This window comes from Micromonospora sp. CNZ297 (assembly GCF_007827625.1).
Genome location: NZ_VISU01000002.1, coordinates 202013 through 217054 on the forward strand (window position 1 = coordinate 202013; position 15042 = coordinate 217054).

Annotated in this window: 17 protein-coding genes; 13 read left to right on the forward strand and 4 right to left on the reverse strand. The window is 71.8% G+C overall.

Features of this window, described 5'->3' with window-relative positions; translation table 11 throughout:
- Positions 1 to 9: 9 nt before the first annotated feature.
- The 8 genes from FB454_RS04365 to FB454_RS04400 all read left to right on the forward strand — a co-directional run bounded on the left by FB454_RS04365 (position 10) and on the right by FB454_RS04400 (position 7407).
- Positions 10 to 2577, forward strand: coding sequence for a hypothetical protein (locus FB454_RS04365; protein WP_145822548.1), 2568 nt, complete (start codon positions 10 to 12; stop codon positions 2575 to 2577).
- A 20-nt stretch (positions 2578 to 2597) separates the two neighbouring features.
- The gene (locus FB454_RS04370; protein ID WP_145822549.1) at positions 2598 to 3659 is read left to right on the forward strand and encodes a glycoside hydrolase family 183 protein; all 1062 of its coding nucleotides are present in this window, start codon (positions 2598 to 2600) and stop codon (positions 3657 to 3659) included.
- 76 nt (positions 3660 to 3735) lie between these two features.
- Entirely contained in the window at positions 3736 to 5472 is a 1737-nt protein-coding gene (locus tag FB454_RS04375) for a hypothetical protein (protein WP_145822550.1), read from the forward strand.
- Entirely contained in the window at positions 5472 to 5870 is a 399-nt protein-coding gene (locus FB454_RS04380) for a hypothetical protein (RefSeq protein WP_145822551.1), read from the forward strand. Before FB454_RS04375 ends, FB454_RS04380 begins: the two co-directional genes overlap by 1 nt.
- Positions 5867 to 6151, forward strand: coding sequence for a hypothetical protein (locus FB454_RS04385; protein ID WP_145822552.1), 285 nt, complete (start codon positions 5867 to 5869; stop codon positions 6149 to 6151). Before FB454_RS04380 ends, FB454_RS04385 begins: the two co-directional genes overlap by 4 nt.
- Complete coding sequence (locus FB454_RS04390) at positions 6148 to 6417, forward strand: hypothetical protein (protein WP_145822553.1); 270 nt, start codon at positions 6148 to 6150, stop codon at positions 6415 to 6417. Before FB454_RS04385 ends, FB454_RS04390 begins: the two co-directional genes overlap by 4 nt.
- 2 nt (positions 6418 to 6419) lie before the next feature.
- Positions 6420 to 6881, forward strand: coding sequence for a hypothetical protein (locus FB454_RS04395; RefSeq protein ID WP_145822554.1), 462 nt, complete (start codon positions 6420 to 6422; stop codon positions 6879 to 6881).
- A 226-nt stretch (positions 6882 to 7107) separates the two neighbouring features.
- A complete protein-coding gene (locus FB454_RS04400) occupies positions 7108 to 7407 on the forward strand; it encodes a hypothetical protein (RefSeq protein WP_145822555.1) in 300 nt (99 codons plus the stop codon).
- A 15-nt stretch (positions 7408 to 7422) separates the two neighbouring features.
- Here FB454_RS04400 and FB454_RS04405 read toward each other — a convergent pair whose 3' ends face one another.
- Both FB454_RS04405 and FB454_RS04410 read right to left on the reverse strand, forming a co-directional pair.
- Positions 7423 to 7722, reverse strand: a complete 300-nt coding sequence (locus FB454_RS04405; RefSeq protein ID WP_145822556.1) for a response regulator transcription factor — start codon at positions 7720 to 7722, stop codon at positions 7423 to 7425.
- 71 nt (positions 7723 to 7793) lie between these two features.
- Complete coding sequence (locus FB454_RS04410) at positions 7794 to 8330, reverse strand: hypothetical protein (protein ID WP_145822557.1); 537 nt, start codon at positions 8328 to 8330, stop codon at positions 7794 to 7796.
- A gap of 182 nt (positions 8331 to 8512) precedes the next feature.
- Here FB454_RS04410 and FB454_RS04415 point away from each other — a divergent pair, with 182 nt between their 5' ends.
- The 3 genes from FB454_RS04415 to FB454_RS04425 all read left to right on the forward strand — a co-directional run bounded on the left by FB454_RS04415 (position 8513) and on the right by FB454_RS04425 (position 11326).
- Entirely contained in the window at positions 8513 to 8773 is a 261-nt protein-coding gene (locus FB454_RS04415) for a hypothetical protein (RefSeq protein ID WP_145822558.1), read from the forward strand.
- Positions 8774 to 8957: 184 nt separating this feature from the next.
- Positions 8958 to 10301 carry an NsdA family TPR-like regulatory protein gene (locus FB454_RS04420; protein ID WP_145822559.1) on the forward strand — a complete coding sequence of 448 codons (1344 nt, stop codon included), beginning with the start codon at positions 8958 to 8960 and terminating at the stop codon, positions 10299 to 10301.
- Positions 10302 to 11017: 716 nt separating this feature from the next.
- Positions 11018 to 11326, forward strand: a complete 309-nt coding sequence (locus FB454_RS04425) for a hypothetical protein (RefSeq protein WP_145822560.1) — start codon at positions 11018 to 11020, stop codon at positions 11324 to 11326.
- 209 nt (positions 11327 to 11535) lie between these two features.
- Here FB454_RS04425 and FB454_RS04430 read toward each other — a convergent pair whose 3' ends face one another.
- Together FB454_RS04430 and FB454_RS04435 are read right to left on the reverse strand one after the other, a co-directional pair.
- A complete protein-coding gene (locus FB454_RS04430) occupies positions 11536 to 12360 on the reverse strand; it encodes a tyrosine-type recombinase/integrase (RefSeq protein WP_145822561.1) in 825 nt (274 codons plus the stop codon).
- Positions 12357 to 12593 carry a hypothetical protein gene (locus tag FB454_RS04435; protein WP_145822562.1) on the reverse strand — a complete coding sequence of 79 codons (237 nt, stop codon included), beginning with the start codon at positions 12591 to 12593 and terminating at the stop codon, positions 12357 to 12359. Before FB454_RS04435 ends, FB454_RS04430 begins: the two co-directional genes overlap by 4 nt.
- 318 nt (positions 12594 to 12911) lie before the next feature.
- Here FB454_RS04435 and mce point away from each other — a divergent pair, with 318 nt between their 5' ends.
- Positions 12912 to 13376: a methylmalonyl-CoA epimerase gene (gene mce / locus FB454_RS04440; RefSeq protein ID WP_145822563.1), complete on the forward strand. Its 465-nt coding sequence runs from the start codon at positions 12912 to 12914 to the stop codon at positions 13374 to 13376.
- A 300-nt stretch (positions 13377 to 13676) separates the two neighbouring features.
- Positions 13677 to 15032 (forward strand): crotonyl-CoA carboxylase/reductase, encoded by a 1356-nt coding sequence (gene ccrA, locus FB454_RS04445; protein ID WP_145822564.1) that lies wholly within the window; start codon positions 13677 to 13679, stop codon positions 15030 to 15032.
- The last annotated feature ends 10 nt before the right edge of the window (positions 15033 to 15042 follow it).

Below are 15042 nucleotides of genomic sequence, written 5' to 3' on the forward strand. Positions count from 1 at the left end.
GGGGCGGCGATGGCGTCGACGGCCACCATCCACACCACCACGCAGGCGGGGCAGCTGCGGTACCCGGGCACCCGCCGCGTCGACCGGCAGCCGGCCACGGGCCACCTGTTCTACGTGGCGGTGACGAACACCGGCGGCTACCAGGTGTACCGGTCCACCAACAAGGGTGTGTCGTGGGCGGCGTTCGGTGCGGCGCGGACCGCGGAGGCCGCGATCGTGGAGATGGGCGGGTTCTTCGTCGACTGGCAGAACCGGCTGTACATCACCTACCGCACCAACACCTCCGGGCAGGACCGGATCTGGATGCAGGCCGGGGTGATCACCGCGTCGAACGTGTCGTGGCACTCGCCGCTGCGGCTGGCCGCCGCGGCCAACGATGGCACCCCCGGCTCCTACTTCTCGGGCATGGCGCCGCTGGTGGTGCGGTACCCGGATGGCCGGTCGGTGGGTTTCGTGGCGGTCGGCCACCAGGGCGGTACGTCGATGGCGGTGCGCGTGTACGGGTTCGCGATCCCGGCGGTGGGGCAGCCGGTGGCCAGCAACACCGTGCGCAACAAGGTCTTGTGGTTCTTCGATGAGCCGGCGGGCGGGCATCAGGTGCCGGCGGTGGGCTACGAGCTGTCGCCGGCGCACGCGTGGGTGGCGTGGGGCCGCACCTACCTGTGGACGGTCAAGCTCACCTGGAACGGCAGCGGGTGGACGGGGCCGAACACCGCGGTGCGGTTGACGCCGCAGGGCACCGATATTCCCGCGCCACCGGCGGTGGACTCGGTGGCGGGGGTGTGGCGCAACCCGGGCTGGCTGGTCGCGCAGCCCTACCAGTACGACACCACGCAGGTCATCGTCTGGGAGCGAAACCAGGGCAACACCCGGACGGCCTCGTTCATCACGCCGGCCCACCCGGCCGGGGTGGTGAAGCACTGCGCCCTGTCGTACAACAACGTGACCCGCGACTTCCGGGTGTACGCGGTCGGCACCGCCAACCCGGACCTGCACTACATCGACTATTCGGTGGCCGGCGCCGCGTGGTCCGGGTGGTCGACCGTGTCCACGACGGACGTGGCCGGTATCGACAACTACTCGGTGCGCCGGGAGTCGTTCGGCAGCGCCCGCTACGACGTCCTCTACCAGAACGGAGCGGCGTCGCCCTGGACCATCACCCACGTCAGCCAGGACCTCACCTACGCGCCGTTCACGCCCACGTGGCGGTTCGGTGAGGGCGGCAACAACCTGGACGCCAACGGGCGGGCGTGGGACGTCACCCGTGACCTGGACCTGCGGTGGACGTTCGACGACCCGGACACCGCCGACACCCAGTCGGCGTGGGCGATCTCCCGGCAGATCGGCACCGGCACCCTCCAGTACCTGCGGGCCAGTGACAACACGTGGCAGGCGACCGAGCAGAAGAACGTCGGCGCGACCACCGCCCGCACCCTGCCCGGCTTCCTGTGGGGGCTGACCTCCGACCCCAACCACAGCTACCGGGTCAAGGTGTGGGATTCCACCGACACCGCCAGCGTGTACTCGGCGGCGCTGGTGGTCGTCCCCTCCGGCAAGGTCAATCCGACGGTCACCGCACCCACCCCGAGTCAGGTCATCACCCAAGACAGCGTGACCGTCACCTGGACGGCCGCGGAGCAGACCGCCTGGCGGGTGCGGCTGCGCATCCTCGCCGAGACGGTGTACGACTCCGGGTGGCGGGCGGGCACCGACACCAGCCACACCCCCGACCTCGCCCTCGGCGACGGGTTCTCCTACGGGGCGGTGGTGGAGACCCGCAACGCCGAGGGGCTGGGCAGCGACGAACAGCAGGTGATCTTCTCCGTCGACTTCGTGGAGCCGGCCACCGCCACGGTGACGCTGACCCCGCTGCCGCAGCAAGGCATCATCCGCGCCGCCATCACCAACCCCGCCCCGGTCGGCGCGCAGCCCGCGGTCGCCCGCCAGGAGCTGTACCGCCGGGCGATCCTCAACCCGTACATCGTCGACCACGACTTCGAGACCGTGGACATGTCGGGGTGGGCGGCCCCGTACGCCGGCACCGCCGTACGCACCAACACCCGGGCACACAAGGGGTCGTGGTCGTATCAGCTGACCAGCGACGGCACCGACGCGCTGGGCTCCCACGTCCAGACGGTGCTGATCCCGTGCACCGCGGGCGTCACCTACTACCTGGACATGTGGGCCACCGCGTCAGTGCTCAAGAACACGTTCGCGCAGATCCGCTGGTACGACGGCGGCGGCACGTTCGTGGCCGTCTCCGACGGCATCGGCAAGCCACCGCCCGCGGCCAACGCGTGGGACTACCGGTGGGCGATCGGGACAGCCCCGGGCAACGCGACGCACATGCGGCTATGCGCGGTGCTCGACAGCGTCCCCGCCGCCGGTGACGTCATGTGGGTCGATGAGGTGCGGGTGCGCGTCAACGACCCCAGCCAGGGGGTGCGCATCGCGTCGGGCCTGCCGTCCGGGTCGGTGTTCGACGACTGGCAGGCCGCATCAGGGGTGCCCTACGAGTACCGGGTGCAGGTCCGTGGGGTCAACAACGCAACCGTCGGCGGCGTGTGGACCGCCTGAGAGAGGGAGAGGTGCGACCGATGACGCACGTGGCGAGCGCCGATGGTTTCACGGCCATGTTCGCGGCCAAGCAGGACCAGGAGTGGTCCGGCGGTGACCAGGCCACCAGCGTGCCGGCCGGCGGGCACGTGTACTGGCTGTTCGGGGACTCGATGCTGTCCGCCGGGGAGACCGCGGCCGGCGCGTACCCGGCCGGCACGGCGATGGTCAGCAACCGGATTCTGCGGCAGCACGGCGGCGACCAGCTGGTCACCGCGGTGGCCGCCGGGGATGTGGTGCCGGACCCCGCAACGCGGGATGACCACACGCAGGAGCGGTACTGGCCGCAGGCCGGGTTCTTCACCAACGACCGGCTGTACGTGCTGGCGCAGCGGGTCCGCAACAACCCGGACGGGCAGGGCTTCACCTTCGCGGGCGTCGAGATGTTCCGCTACCGCGTGGCCGCCGACGGCGCGCTGACGCTGGAGGCGGTGCTCGCCACCCCGTCAACCGGTGTGACCGGCCGGCGCGGCGTGCCCGCGACGGTGCAGTGGGCCGGCGACGCGATCGTGCGGGACGGCTACGTGTACGTGTACGGCTACACCGAGGCCGACGGCAACGCGTTCGTCCTGCACTACACCTACGTCGCCCGGGTGCCCGTCGACCAGGTGGAGCTGCCCTCGGCGTGGCGGTTCTACGCCGCGTCGACCGGCCAGTGGGTGTCGAAGGTCAGCGCCTGGGACACCGACCCGGCCAACCAGCACGATGCGATCCTGCCGACGCAGGTGTCCTCGGTGCGCGTCATCGGCGGGCGGATCGTGGTGGCACACAAGCCCTGGAACGGGTTCGGGTCAACCGTGTTCGCGGAGGTCAGCACCAGCCCGGTGGGGCCGTGGACGCAGCACCCGCTGTTCGAGTCCCCGGCTGGGGTGTGGCAGGGCCGGGAGTACGTCACCTACTGCCCGCAGCTGCACCCGGAACAGACCCTGGCCAGCGGGAAGCTGCTGGTGTCAATGGCGTGGAACGGCAAGACCCTCGCGGACAGCATGGGCGACGCCGACCTGTACAAGCCGCGATTCCACGAGGTCACACTGCCCGCGTAACGTGGATCATCGAAGGAGGGGACGATGTGACCGAGGTTCGAGGGGGTGACCGCGGCGCCGACAGGGGCGCGCGGTGATGCCCACCGGGTGGTGTCCGGGCGACCGGGCCATCACCCAGATGCGGGACCTCTACCCGGGGTCGACCGCGGTGCGCGTGTACTTCGCCGCGGGCGAGGGTCTCCCGGCCTCGGCCTGGACGGACCCGGCCCGGGTCGGCCGGCAGCGGCTGGTCGACCTTCCGGAGAACTGCACGGCGATCGTCAGCTTCAAGGACCAGATGGCCGACCGAGCGGCGTTCGTGCAGGCGTGGCTGAAGTACCGGCCGGACGTCGACGTTGACCTCATCACGCACCACGAGCCGGAGCAACAGGAGGGCGGCGACCCCACCCCGACGCAGTACCGGGCCAGCTGGACGCGCACCCGCGAGCAGGTCGGCGACCACCCGGCCCGGGCGGAGGGACGCCTTCAGCTCGCCGTGTGCTGGACGCTCCAGTGGATCCGGCGCGGCGGCGACTGGCGGATCTGGTGGCCGGAGCATGAGGCCGACGCCGTGGACCTGCTGTTGTTCGACTGGTACCCGTTCATGGCCGGCGAGCCGGACCCCTGGAAGCCGCGGGTGTACGAGGACCCGGCCAGCGCGCTGAAGGTGCCGATCGACATCGCCGGGCAGCTCGGCCGGGACTGGGGGCTCGCGGAGGTCGACCACCCGCGGATCCTGCGCGCCAACGGCTTCTCCGTCGACCTCGACCCGAGCGGGACGCTGGCCGCCGCCTGGTACCGGGCCACACACACCGCCGCCCGGGAAGCCGGCTGCCGGGTGTGGGCGCACTTCCACCGGGACATGGGCGCGGCTCGCGGCGACCTGACCAAACGGCCGGCCGAACAGGCTGTCCTGCGGCAGCTGATCACACAGGAGGCCAACGACGTGGGCAGACAACGGCGACTGACATGGGTCAAGGACGGTAGCCCGTTCCGGCTGATGACACCGATGGCCGATCTGCGGGACACCCTGCGCGGTCACGGCTACACCGTCTACGACATCGGCAACCGCTCCCACCTGGAGGCGGATCCGCCGGAGGACCACACGCCGTACTCGGCCACCGGCTTCCCGGGCAAGGCGCGCTACGGCGTCGGGTACGCCGGCGACGTCATGCCGCCGAAGGACGGCCAGCGGTCCAAGGTCGACGGCCTGCCGCTGCCGTCGCTCCAGCAACTCGGCGCGCAGCTGCTCGCCGACCGCAAGGCAGGCGTGGCCGGGATCCGCTGGCTGAAGTACATGAACTGGGAGCCCGAGCGCAACAACGGCGGCCCCTGCTGGCACGAGTCGTGGGAGCCGACCTACGCCCGCCGGTCGTCCACCGACCGCGGCCACATCCACCTGTCCGGCCTGACCGGCTACGAGACCAGCACCATCGCCGCCGGCTACGACCCGGTGGCCCGCATCCGAGGAGACGACGACGACATGATGACCCCGGCCCAGTTCCTGACGCTGCTGAAGGACCCCGCGGTCGACATGCACCTGCGTGGCACCGCCTGGCGGTACGTCGGTGGAGGCATCCCGAAGGGCATGTCCACGCTCGGCGTGCTCAACGAGCTGGTGGCCACCAGCCGTCTCCTGGCCGAGAAGGTGGACATCGACCCGGCCGAGCTGGATCAGATCCGCGCCGCCGCCCGCGAGGGCGCCGCATCGGCCGGTGACGCCCTGGTGGCCGCCGTGCTGGCGAAGCTGCCGCCGGGCACGCTGACCCGCGACGACGTGGAGGCCGCGGTGCGGGACGCGTTCGCCGGCGGCCTCGCCCCGGACGCCGGCTGATGGTCGCCAGGCCGCGCCGCTGGTCCCGGGTCGTCGGCTACGCCGCCGTGGCCGCGGCCGGGATCGGCGCGGCTATCGTCCCCGACCCGCGCGTGACCGACGCCACCGGCGCGCTGGTGTACCTGTGGGCGGGGTTCCTCATCGCCGGCGGTCTGCTCGCGGGCTGGGGTGCGTGGTCGGACCGGTGGCTGGGGGAAGCCCTGGGCTGCCCGCTGCTGTCCACCTCCCTTGCCGCGTACGCGGTGGTGCTGTTCGCCACCGGCCGGGCCGCCGCGGTCATGGGCGGCCTGTTCCTGGCCGGCATGGCGTTCCTGATGTGGGCCAGAGGCCGCGATATCGAGGTGCTGCGCCGGGAGGCCACCCGAGCCGCCATGATCCGCAACCGGGGTGATCGGTGACCGCCACGCAAGCCGTCGTCACGATCGTCGCCGCGCTGCTGACCACCGGCGGCCTCGCCTGGGCGCGGGCACTGCTACGCGGGGTCGGGTCCGTGCGCGCCGGCGTGCGCGCCACCGAACGGGCCGCCGTGGCAGACCTGGCACAGCGGGCCGCCGACGCCGAGGACGACCGCGACTTCTGGCGCGACCAGTACAACGACGCCCGCGCCGAGCTGCGGGAGGCGGGCGCCACCCCCAAGCCCTACCCGATCCCACCCAGCCAGCGAAGGAGACAACCGTGACCGCCCCGACCCAGATCACTCAGGCCCGCCACCCGTGGCGGGCGGTGCTGCGCACCATCGTCGCGTACATCCCCCCGGTCGCGATCATGCTGCCCGAGGCGGCGAAGGCCGCCGGTATCGAACGGGTCGCGTGGGTCACCGCGATCCTCGCCGTGGCCGGCGGCATCACCCGCGTGCTCGCCGTGCCGTCCGTCAACGCGTTCTTCCAGCAGGTGTTCCCGCCACTGGCCGCCGCCCCGAAGACCGACCCGCGGCCGGAGGTCTGACCGTGTGGCCATTCCGACGCGACGCCGCCCGCCGGCGCGAGGTGCACGAGAGTCCGTTCCTGGTGCCGACGGCGATGATCCCGCCGCCGGCGGCCTCTCCCCCACCGCCGCCTCCCCCACCCAGCGGCTGGCCGGGGCGGGCGGGACACTGCGACCGCCCACCAGCCGGGTGGACGTGCCCTCGCGGGTACGGCCACGACGGACCGTGCGCCGCCTCGCCGGTGACCGGCCCGCCGACGATGCCGCACTGCGACCAGGCGGTGCTGCACGCCCCCGGCGACTGCCGCTACTGCGACGCGCACCCGGACTGGCAGCACCTGCGCCAGCTGTGGGGCATCGCCTTCACCGGCCACCCGCCGCGCGTCGACGCCGACCGGCCGTGGCTGTCCGAGGTGCCGTGCCCCTCCGACGCCCGACGGCCGGGCGGCGTCAACCAGCGCTGGCCCGGTAACCAGCCCAGCTGACGGCTTCGGTGCGGCAGGGACGGAACCACCCTCCCGGGGGCGTGGAGGAAGTGGACGGCCCGGTCCCTGCCGCACTTGGATGCGCGCACCCCGCATCCGGAGCTGTAGGCGTCCACACAGGATGCGGTGTTACATCACGGTGCCGTTGCCCCGGCTGGACATGCACACCTACAGTCGTCGATTGACCGACTGTCTGGCTCCAAACCTCTCGGGAGCAGTTCCGCCGATGTCCACCACACCGCCGCCACGCCCGGAGCGCCGTCCCTTCTACCCCCGCGGCAAGGTGTACGCCCGGACCTGGCAAATCACCATGGATGAGGCGGTGGAGGCCGCCCGCACCGCCGGCTTCCACGTGACGCCCCGCAGTGGCCCCAACCGGGTGTACGTGCAGCGGAATTGGTCGACGGCCGCGTGGATCACACCGACCCACGGCGGTGTGGTCATCAAGCCGGCGTGGACGACCGGGCAGATGTACGCCGTGGCGGGCGTGCTGGTCGTGTTGGTCCTCGGGTTCTGCGCCTGCTAGCGGCGCTACTACTACTCAATGGCCGCCAGGTGCGTCACGTGTCGCGTCTGGGATGCGGCGGCGCGGGCGGCGGCGGCTCGGGGGAACGACGTCGGAGGCGGTGCGGGGGCGGGGTATCAACGGCGGCGGTGCCTGGTTGGCGATCTGCACCTCGGGCAGGTCGATCGCCGTCGGTGAGATCACCACGTCGGCGTGCCCGTCGAGGACCATCCGCAGCGCGACCATGCCGGGCGCGGCGGCGATGACATGGTAGCCACGGTCGGTGGCGTACTGCGCGGCGATGGCGAGCAGACGCACGTGGTCCTCTCGGGGCATCACGATCACGGCGCGGGGTGACGGCGGCCCGCCACCAGGTGCGGTGGCGGGCCGCGATGGTTCCTCCGGCGCTACCAGGACGGCCGCCGGTTGCCGCGGTGGCCGTTGCTGAGGTCGAGCAGCCGCCGGATCTGGTAGGACAGCACGCGGCTCTGTCCGAGAGACAGCACGATCTCCCGTCCGCTGTCGCCGTCAACTACGGTCAGCGCGATCATGGGATCGACGCCGGCGCTGAGAGCTTCGGTCAGCGCGAGGTCGGCGATGACCGCTTCCGGGCGACCCGTGCTGACGGGCAGGCGAACCGACTGGTGCCGGCCGCGTTGGTCACAGTTCTTGTGATCGCACCACGGCGGGTGCGCCGGGCCGTCCTCCGGCTCGGCAAGCCTGCCGGTGGGGTAGACGTGCACATAGCCGCAGGGCCGCTGGACGCCGGGAGCCATGGTGATGGGGCTAGCCGACCGGCCCGCCCGCTCGACGGCGGCGATCGCGGCCTCGGCGTGCATCTGACAGGTGTAGGCGTTCGCGTCGAGGGAGTCGGCGGAATAGATCTCGATGCGTGTCGTGGCCGGCTCTCCGCACTGCGGGAGCGCGATGGGTAGGGTGCGCATGGGTCGACCTCCCTGGGGTCGATCAAGTCCCCCGGTCCGGCGTTACCGGCGCTGGCCGGGGGGCGGCTTACACTGCCAACTCCGTACGGTAGCGCTGTTGGCCCAATCTGTGAACCTGCGCGGTTGGCCCACTGTGGACCCCGGCTCGCTTTGCCTACCCTGACGGCAGCGAAGATGGCCAAGTGGATCTCGACGCGGCGATGCGCGCGCTGAAGAAGGCCGAGGCCGACTTGCCGCAGGCGGAGGCGCGAGCCGAGCAGCGCGCCCGGCAGATCAAGGCCGACGCCAAGGCGCGCGTAGACCAGGCGCGAGCCGAGCTGCACCAGGCCATCGTCGACGAGTTCCGCGGCGGCGCCCGGCAGGTGGATCTCGTCCGGCGAACGGGCTACTCCCGCGAACGGGTGCGCCAGATCCTGCGGGCCGGCGGCGTCGAGGCGGAGTAGTCATACCGCGGCGGCAGCCGCCTCGATATCGAACAAACTGGCCACCAGCCCCGCCCTGCATCGTCCACCTCCTGTCGCTGTCCGCGATCTGTCTGTAGCTTGGTCGCCACAGTGAGCGGCGGGCCAGAGGTCAGGTGATGCCACGCCCGAGCTGGCAACACTGGCAACACCACCGGGGGCGGCGGTGACCGAGACGTTCGGCGAGGCGGTGCGCAGGTGGCGCGCCGCGTGTGGGATCACCCTGCGCGAGCTGGCACGCCGCGCCCACGTCGATCCCGGACACCTGTCCCGCGTCGAGAGCGGCCGACGCCCGCCGGCGCTGGCGATCGCCGCGGCGTTGGACAACGCGCTGCACGCAGGCGGCCAGCTGGCCGCACTCGCCACTGAGGCCAGCGGCCGGGTGCGGTGGCCGCTGGACGGGGACTGGAGGCGCGTCGACGCGGAAGCCCTCGCCGCGCGGCTGCTTGCCGAGTCACCAACCGCCGACAACGCGGTGGCCCTGGCTCACGAGTGGCTGATCGCCGAGCCGCCGCAGGTGTACGAGGTGCGCGCCGGCCGCCGTATCGGCGCCCGGGTGGTCGACCAGGTGGAGCGGCGCGTGCAGCAGCTGCGGCTACTGGACGACCATGTGGGTGGTGTGCAGACTCACGACGTCGTGAGTCAGGAGCTGGCTGTCACCGCGAACCTGCTGCGGGACGCCTCCTACACCGAGCCGGTGGGACGGCGGCTGCTGGTCGCGGTCGGGGAGCTGTGCCAGCTGGCCGGGTACGTGGCCAACGACGCCGGCCGGTACGCCGAGGCCGAACGCCTCTATCTGGCCGGGGTGCGGGCGGCGCACGCCGGCGGTGACGTGGCGGGCGCGGCGAACAACCTGTCGACGCTGGCCTACCAGGAGGCCAACGTCGGGGATCCGCGCAGGGCGGTGACGCTGGCCCGGTCGGCGTACCGGGGCGCGCAGCACGCGGCCACGGCGACGGCGCGGGCGCTGCTGCTGGAGCGGGTGGCGTGGGCGCATGCCCGCGCCGGTGAGGCCAGCCAGGCCGAACGTGCGCTCGGCGCGGTGGCTGAGACGTACGCGCAGCGGCAGCCCGCCGACGACCCGGTGTGGACGTACTGGCTGTCCCCCGATGAGGTCGCGGTGATGGCCGGGCGGGTGTGGACGCAGCTGCGCCGGCCGCTGCGGGCGGTGCCGATCCTGGAGCAGGCCACCGCGGACTACGGAGAGGACACCGGTCGGGAGACGTCGCTGTACCTGACGTGGCTTGCGGAGTCGCTGGTGCAGGCGCGCGAGGTGGAGCGTGCGGTCGATGTCGCGGGCCGGGCTCTGCGCCTGGCGGCGGGGGCCGGATCGGTGCGGGCAGACGACCGGGTGCAGGCGCTCCGCCGGCTGCTGCGCCCGTATCGGAAGACGGCCTGTGTGGAGGAGTTTGAGCAGCTAGCCAGGGAGGCCACTTCACGCGCAATGCGAACAGCCGATCACGCAAGGTTGACGCCGCAACTTGCATGTGACGAAGAATGCGGTGGGTGAGGATCTGGCTACGGGCAATGATGCTCGGGGCGGCGGCGGGCGGATGGCTGGCCGCTGACCCCACAGAGGTCGACCTGATCCCCGCGCCGGTCAGCCCGACGCCGGTCGACACTCCGACACTGCCGGAGCTGACGCAGACACCAGCGCCAAACCGAACACCGTCCCTCCCGACCCCCGTGCCGGACCCGGCCGCGACGGCGACGGCGGTGCCGTCTAGTGGGCCGACGGCGGTACCCACCCTGTCGCCGACACCCTTCGCCAGCCCGTCGACATCTGCGCCGTCACCCTCGCCCACGCCGGCCGCCCTGCCAGCCAGCCCGGCCCCGGCCGTCACGTCGACCGCCCGGCCGCCGACCGTGGACCCAGCCGAGCGCACCGGCCCGCCTGCACGGCCGCCAGTGGTCATCCGGCCGACGGCAGTCAGCGACGCCGCGATGACGGCGCGCGACTTGCCGGTCGGCGACCCCCCACCGCCCGCGCTGCCGATGCGGCTGTCACCCGCACCGGCCGGCACCGCGGCAGGGGCGATCGGGGATCCGAGTTCCCTGGCCTGGGCCAGCATCGCTGCGCCCGCACCACCACCATCACTGCACCGGGGGGAAGCAGCGGCGGCCGTCGACACGGACGCCACCAGCCGGCCCGTCGAACGCGGTCCCCCGCCGCCGCGACTGTTTCTGATCACTCGCCCGTGTCGGAGCTGATCAGGAGAAGATGTCATGGAGAGAGCCGTGATTTGGGTGCCGCCGACCATCGAGGCACTGGAGCCCTCCGCCAGGTGCATGGGCCATGTGCTACGGCGGGGCTACCACTTCGAGGGCATCATCCACGCCCCCTGGGAGGCCGTGGAACGCATGGTGCTCGACGGGGAGGTGGAGGTGGTGGTGATCGCCGATCCGGCGCACCTGCCGCCGGACCGCACGCCCCGGATCGAGGTGGCCGACGGTCGGCCGATCTGGCCGACGTCGCCGCCGAACCCCCGCGGCCCCGTGCCGCCGCGGCGTAGACGTCCACACACCCTCCAATGAACGGTGGGCCCCGTCCGAACCGGACGGGGCCCACCGCTGTCAGAGATCAGTACCCCAGCTTGGGGAGCACCAGCTCGACCGTCACCACGAGGATGACGGCCGCCAGCGCCGCACCGGCCAGGCCGGCCAGGGCCAGCAGCTTGACGGTTCTCATTTTGCTCCACCTCCCCTCGGCGAGCCTCGAAGCGGATAAGGTCCGGCGCCGGCCGTCAGTCGACGGGCAGCGGCAGGTTGTCCACCGCGGCGCGTTTGCTGTCGCCGCTGGTGTCGACGTACACCTGAGTGGTGTTCGGCGAGGCGTGACCCAGCAGCTCCTGCGTGACCCGCAGGTCCCCGCCGCCGGCCTTGTGCACGTAGGTGCCGTACCAGTGGCGCAGCCGGTGCATGCTCACGCCGCGGTGCCGCAGCGTGCGCTGGAGGTGGTAGTTGGCGCGTTCGCGTACCTGCCGGCGGTCGGCCCGGCCCGTGCCGTCCGGGTGGCGGGCGATCGGCCCGGACGGCAGGTCGACCACCGCCTGCCACAGCGCGGCGGGGGTGGGCACGATCCGCTCCCGGCCGCCCTTGCCGCGAATGAGGGTGTCGGCCTCGGTGATGTCCTCCCGGTCGAGTCGGGAGATCTCGACGCACCGCAGGCCCTCGCCGGCGGCCAGCAGGTACCACACCCGGAACGGGGCGCGGGCGCGGGCGAGGATGTCGCGCAGCTGGTCGTGGGTGATCGGCCGGGAGGCGCGCTGCGGGATGCGCACGGACGGCAGGTAGCGGCTGGGATCCCAGTCCAGGCGCGGTTCGTCCGGATCGCACGCCCACCGGAAGAACCCGGTGACGGCGGCCCGGTAGAGGTGCCGTGTGCCGGGCTTACGGCCCTCGGTGTAGATGGCGGCGCGCAGTTCGTCGGCGTGCGCGCCGGTGAGGCCCTCGGGGAGTTGACGGTCGAGGCGGTTCAGCAGGTCGGCGTACGTGCTGAGGGTGCTGTCGGCGTGCTTGCCGTTCGCGCGCAGGTCTTGGAGGTACTCGGCGATGTACGGATCGGTCACCGGATGCCCCGCTCGGCCGCGCGCCGCCGCGAGTGCGTCAGCAGTACCTGGATGAGGTCCGGCGCGTCGTCGGCGAGCGCTTCGAGCAGCGACTCCAAGGCGATGATCTGCCCCTGGATCAGGCCGCGCTCGTAGTCCGTGGGCGGGGGCGCCGTTGCCCGGATCTCGGCATCGATCTCCGCGAAAGTCATCTCGCTGACCGGCTTCGCGTTGGGCGTGGTTAGGGTGCGCATGGGTCGGACCTCCGTCGTCCGATCAAGGCCCTCGGTCTGCGGTGCGGTCGCTGACCGGGGGCCGACTACTGGCTGTCGGGGTTCCGCTTCGGATCGTGCTCCGAGGCTGGTCAGCGGTGCATCGGGCGGCCGGGCGGACGAACCGGACTCGGCCTGCGCTGGGTCGGGCGGACGGCCGATGCCGGGCGGGTGGACTCGCCGGCAGGTCGGCCGTTCGGCGGACGGGGGCGGCGGGGACGTTCGGGCGTGGTCCGTTCAGCGGCGTGAGATGGCCGACTGGGCACGGCTTCCGAACGATTGTTCGGTCAGACTAGCGTCATGGCTGAGAACTCCCCCGTCGAGCCCGCTGCCGAGTTTGTCACAGACATCGGCCTGCGCCGCATCGACCACGTCGGGATCGCCGTTGCCGACCTGGACGCCGCGATCGACTTCTACCAGCGCACGTTCGGGATGCGCTGCGTGCACACCGAGACCAACGTCGAGCAGGGCGTACGCGAGGCGATGCTCGCGGTCGGCCCGGACGCCTCCGGCGGCATGGTGCAGCTGCTCGCCCCGCTCTCGCCGGACACCACGATCGGCAAGTTCCTGGACAAGCGTGGTCCCGGCATCCAGCAGGTCGCGTACACGGTGGCGGACATCGACGTGGCCTGCGCGGCGCTGCGCGAGCGCGGCGTACGGCTGCTCTACGACGCGCCCCGGCGCGGCACCTCGGACTCCCGGGTCAACTTCGTGCACCCCAAGGACGCCGGCGGCGTGCTGATCGAGCTGGTCCAGCCCGCCTGAGGTGTAAGGAAGGGCCCCTTCTTAACAGACGTCTGTTAAGAAGGGGCCCTTCCTAACACGTGGGAACACGCGCGGCAGTGCGCGCTTGCACGTTCCCACGGACACCTCCACGCATCGGTGGATGCAGTTTTTCACAGAGGGGTTCCCGCTTTAGCTACCGTTCAGTAACGTCCGCCCGAACAGCAGCGGCGACCGGTGCCGGAAGTGTCGATTGCCGACATGGCGGTCCCGTCGCACCGGCGCCGACGATGGCAGCACCCCTGCCCGCGTCGTGCGGGTGTGGACTAACGGGAGGTCACCGTGCAGGACATCCTCGAAGCGATCATGGCGGCGGAGGGTTCGTCGCAGCCGGAGCGGGAGCTCGCCGGCCTCGCCGGACTGCCCGTGCCGGAGAGCTACCGGGGCGTGGTGGTGCGTGCCGAGGACACCCGCATGTTCGAGGGCATGGCCACCCGCGACAAGGACCCGCGCAAGGCGCTGCACGTGCAGGAGGTGCCCACCCCCGAGCTGGGCCCGGGTGAGGCGCTCGTCGCGGTGATGGCCAGCGCGATCAACTACAACACGGTGTGGACGAGCATCTTCGAGCCGCTGCCCACGTTCAAGTTCCTCCAGCGCTACGGCCGGCTCTCCGAGCTGACCCGCCGCCACGACCTGCCGTACCACGTGGTCGGCTCGGACGCCGCGGGCGTGGTGCTGCGTACCGGGCCGGGCGTGACCAAGTGGAAGGCCGGCGACGAGGTGGTGGCGCACTGCCTGTCGGTCGAGCTGGAGGACTCCGCCGGTCACGACGACACGATGCTCGACCCGCAGCAGCGGATCTGGGGCTTCGAGACCAACTTCGGCGGCCTGGCCGAGCTGGCGATCGTCAAGGCCAACCAGCTGATGCCGAAGCCGCGCCACCTGAGCTGGGAGGAGGCGGCCAGCCCGGGGCTGGTCAACTCCACCGCGTACCGGCAGCTCGTCTCGCACCACGGCGCGAACATGAAGCAGGGCGACGTGGTGCTGATCTGGGGCGCCTCCGGCGGCCTCGGCGGGTACGCCACCCAGATGGCCCTCAACGGCGGCGCGATCCCGGTCTGCGTGGTCTCCTCCCCGGAGAAGGCCGAGCTGTGCCGCAAGATGGGCGCCGAGCTGGTCATCGACCGCACCGCCGAGGGGTTCAAGTTCTGGTCCGACGAGCAGACCCAGGACCAGGACGAGTGGCGCCGCTTCGGTGAGCGCATCCGCGAGCTGACCGGCGGCGAGGACCCGGACATCGTCTTCGAGCACCCGGGCCGGGAGACGTTCGGCGCCAGCGTCTACGTCGCCAAGAAGGGCGGCACGATCGTCACCTGCGCCTCCACCAGCGGCTTCAACCACCAGTACGACAACCGCTACCTGTGGATGCACCTCAAGCGGATCGTCGGCAGCCACTTCGCCAACTACCACGAGGCGTGGCAGGCCAACCGGCTGGTCGCGCTCGGCAAGGTGCACCCGACCGTGTCGAAGACGTACGCGCTGGAGCAGACCGGCCAGGCCGCGTACGAGGTGCACCGCAACGCGCACCAGGGCAAGGTCGGCGTGCGGTGCCTCGCCCCCACCGACGGGCTCGGCGTCCGCGACACCGAGATGCGTTCGCGCCACGAAAGCGCCATCAACCGGTTCCGCGGTCACTGACCGTACGGTC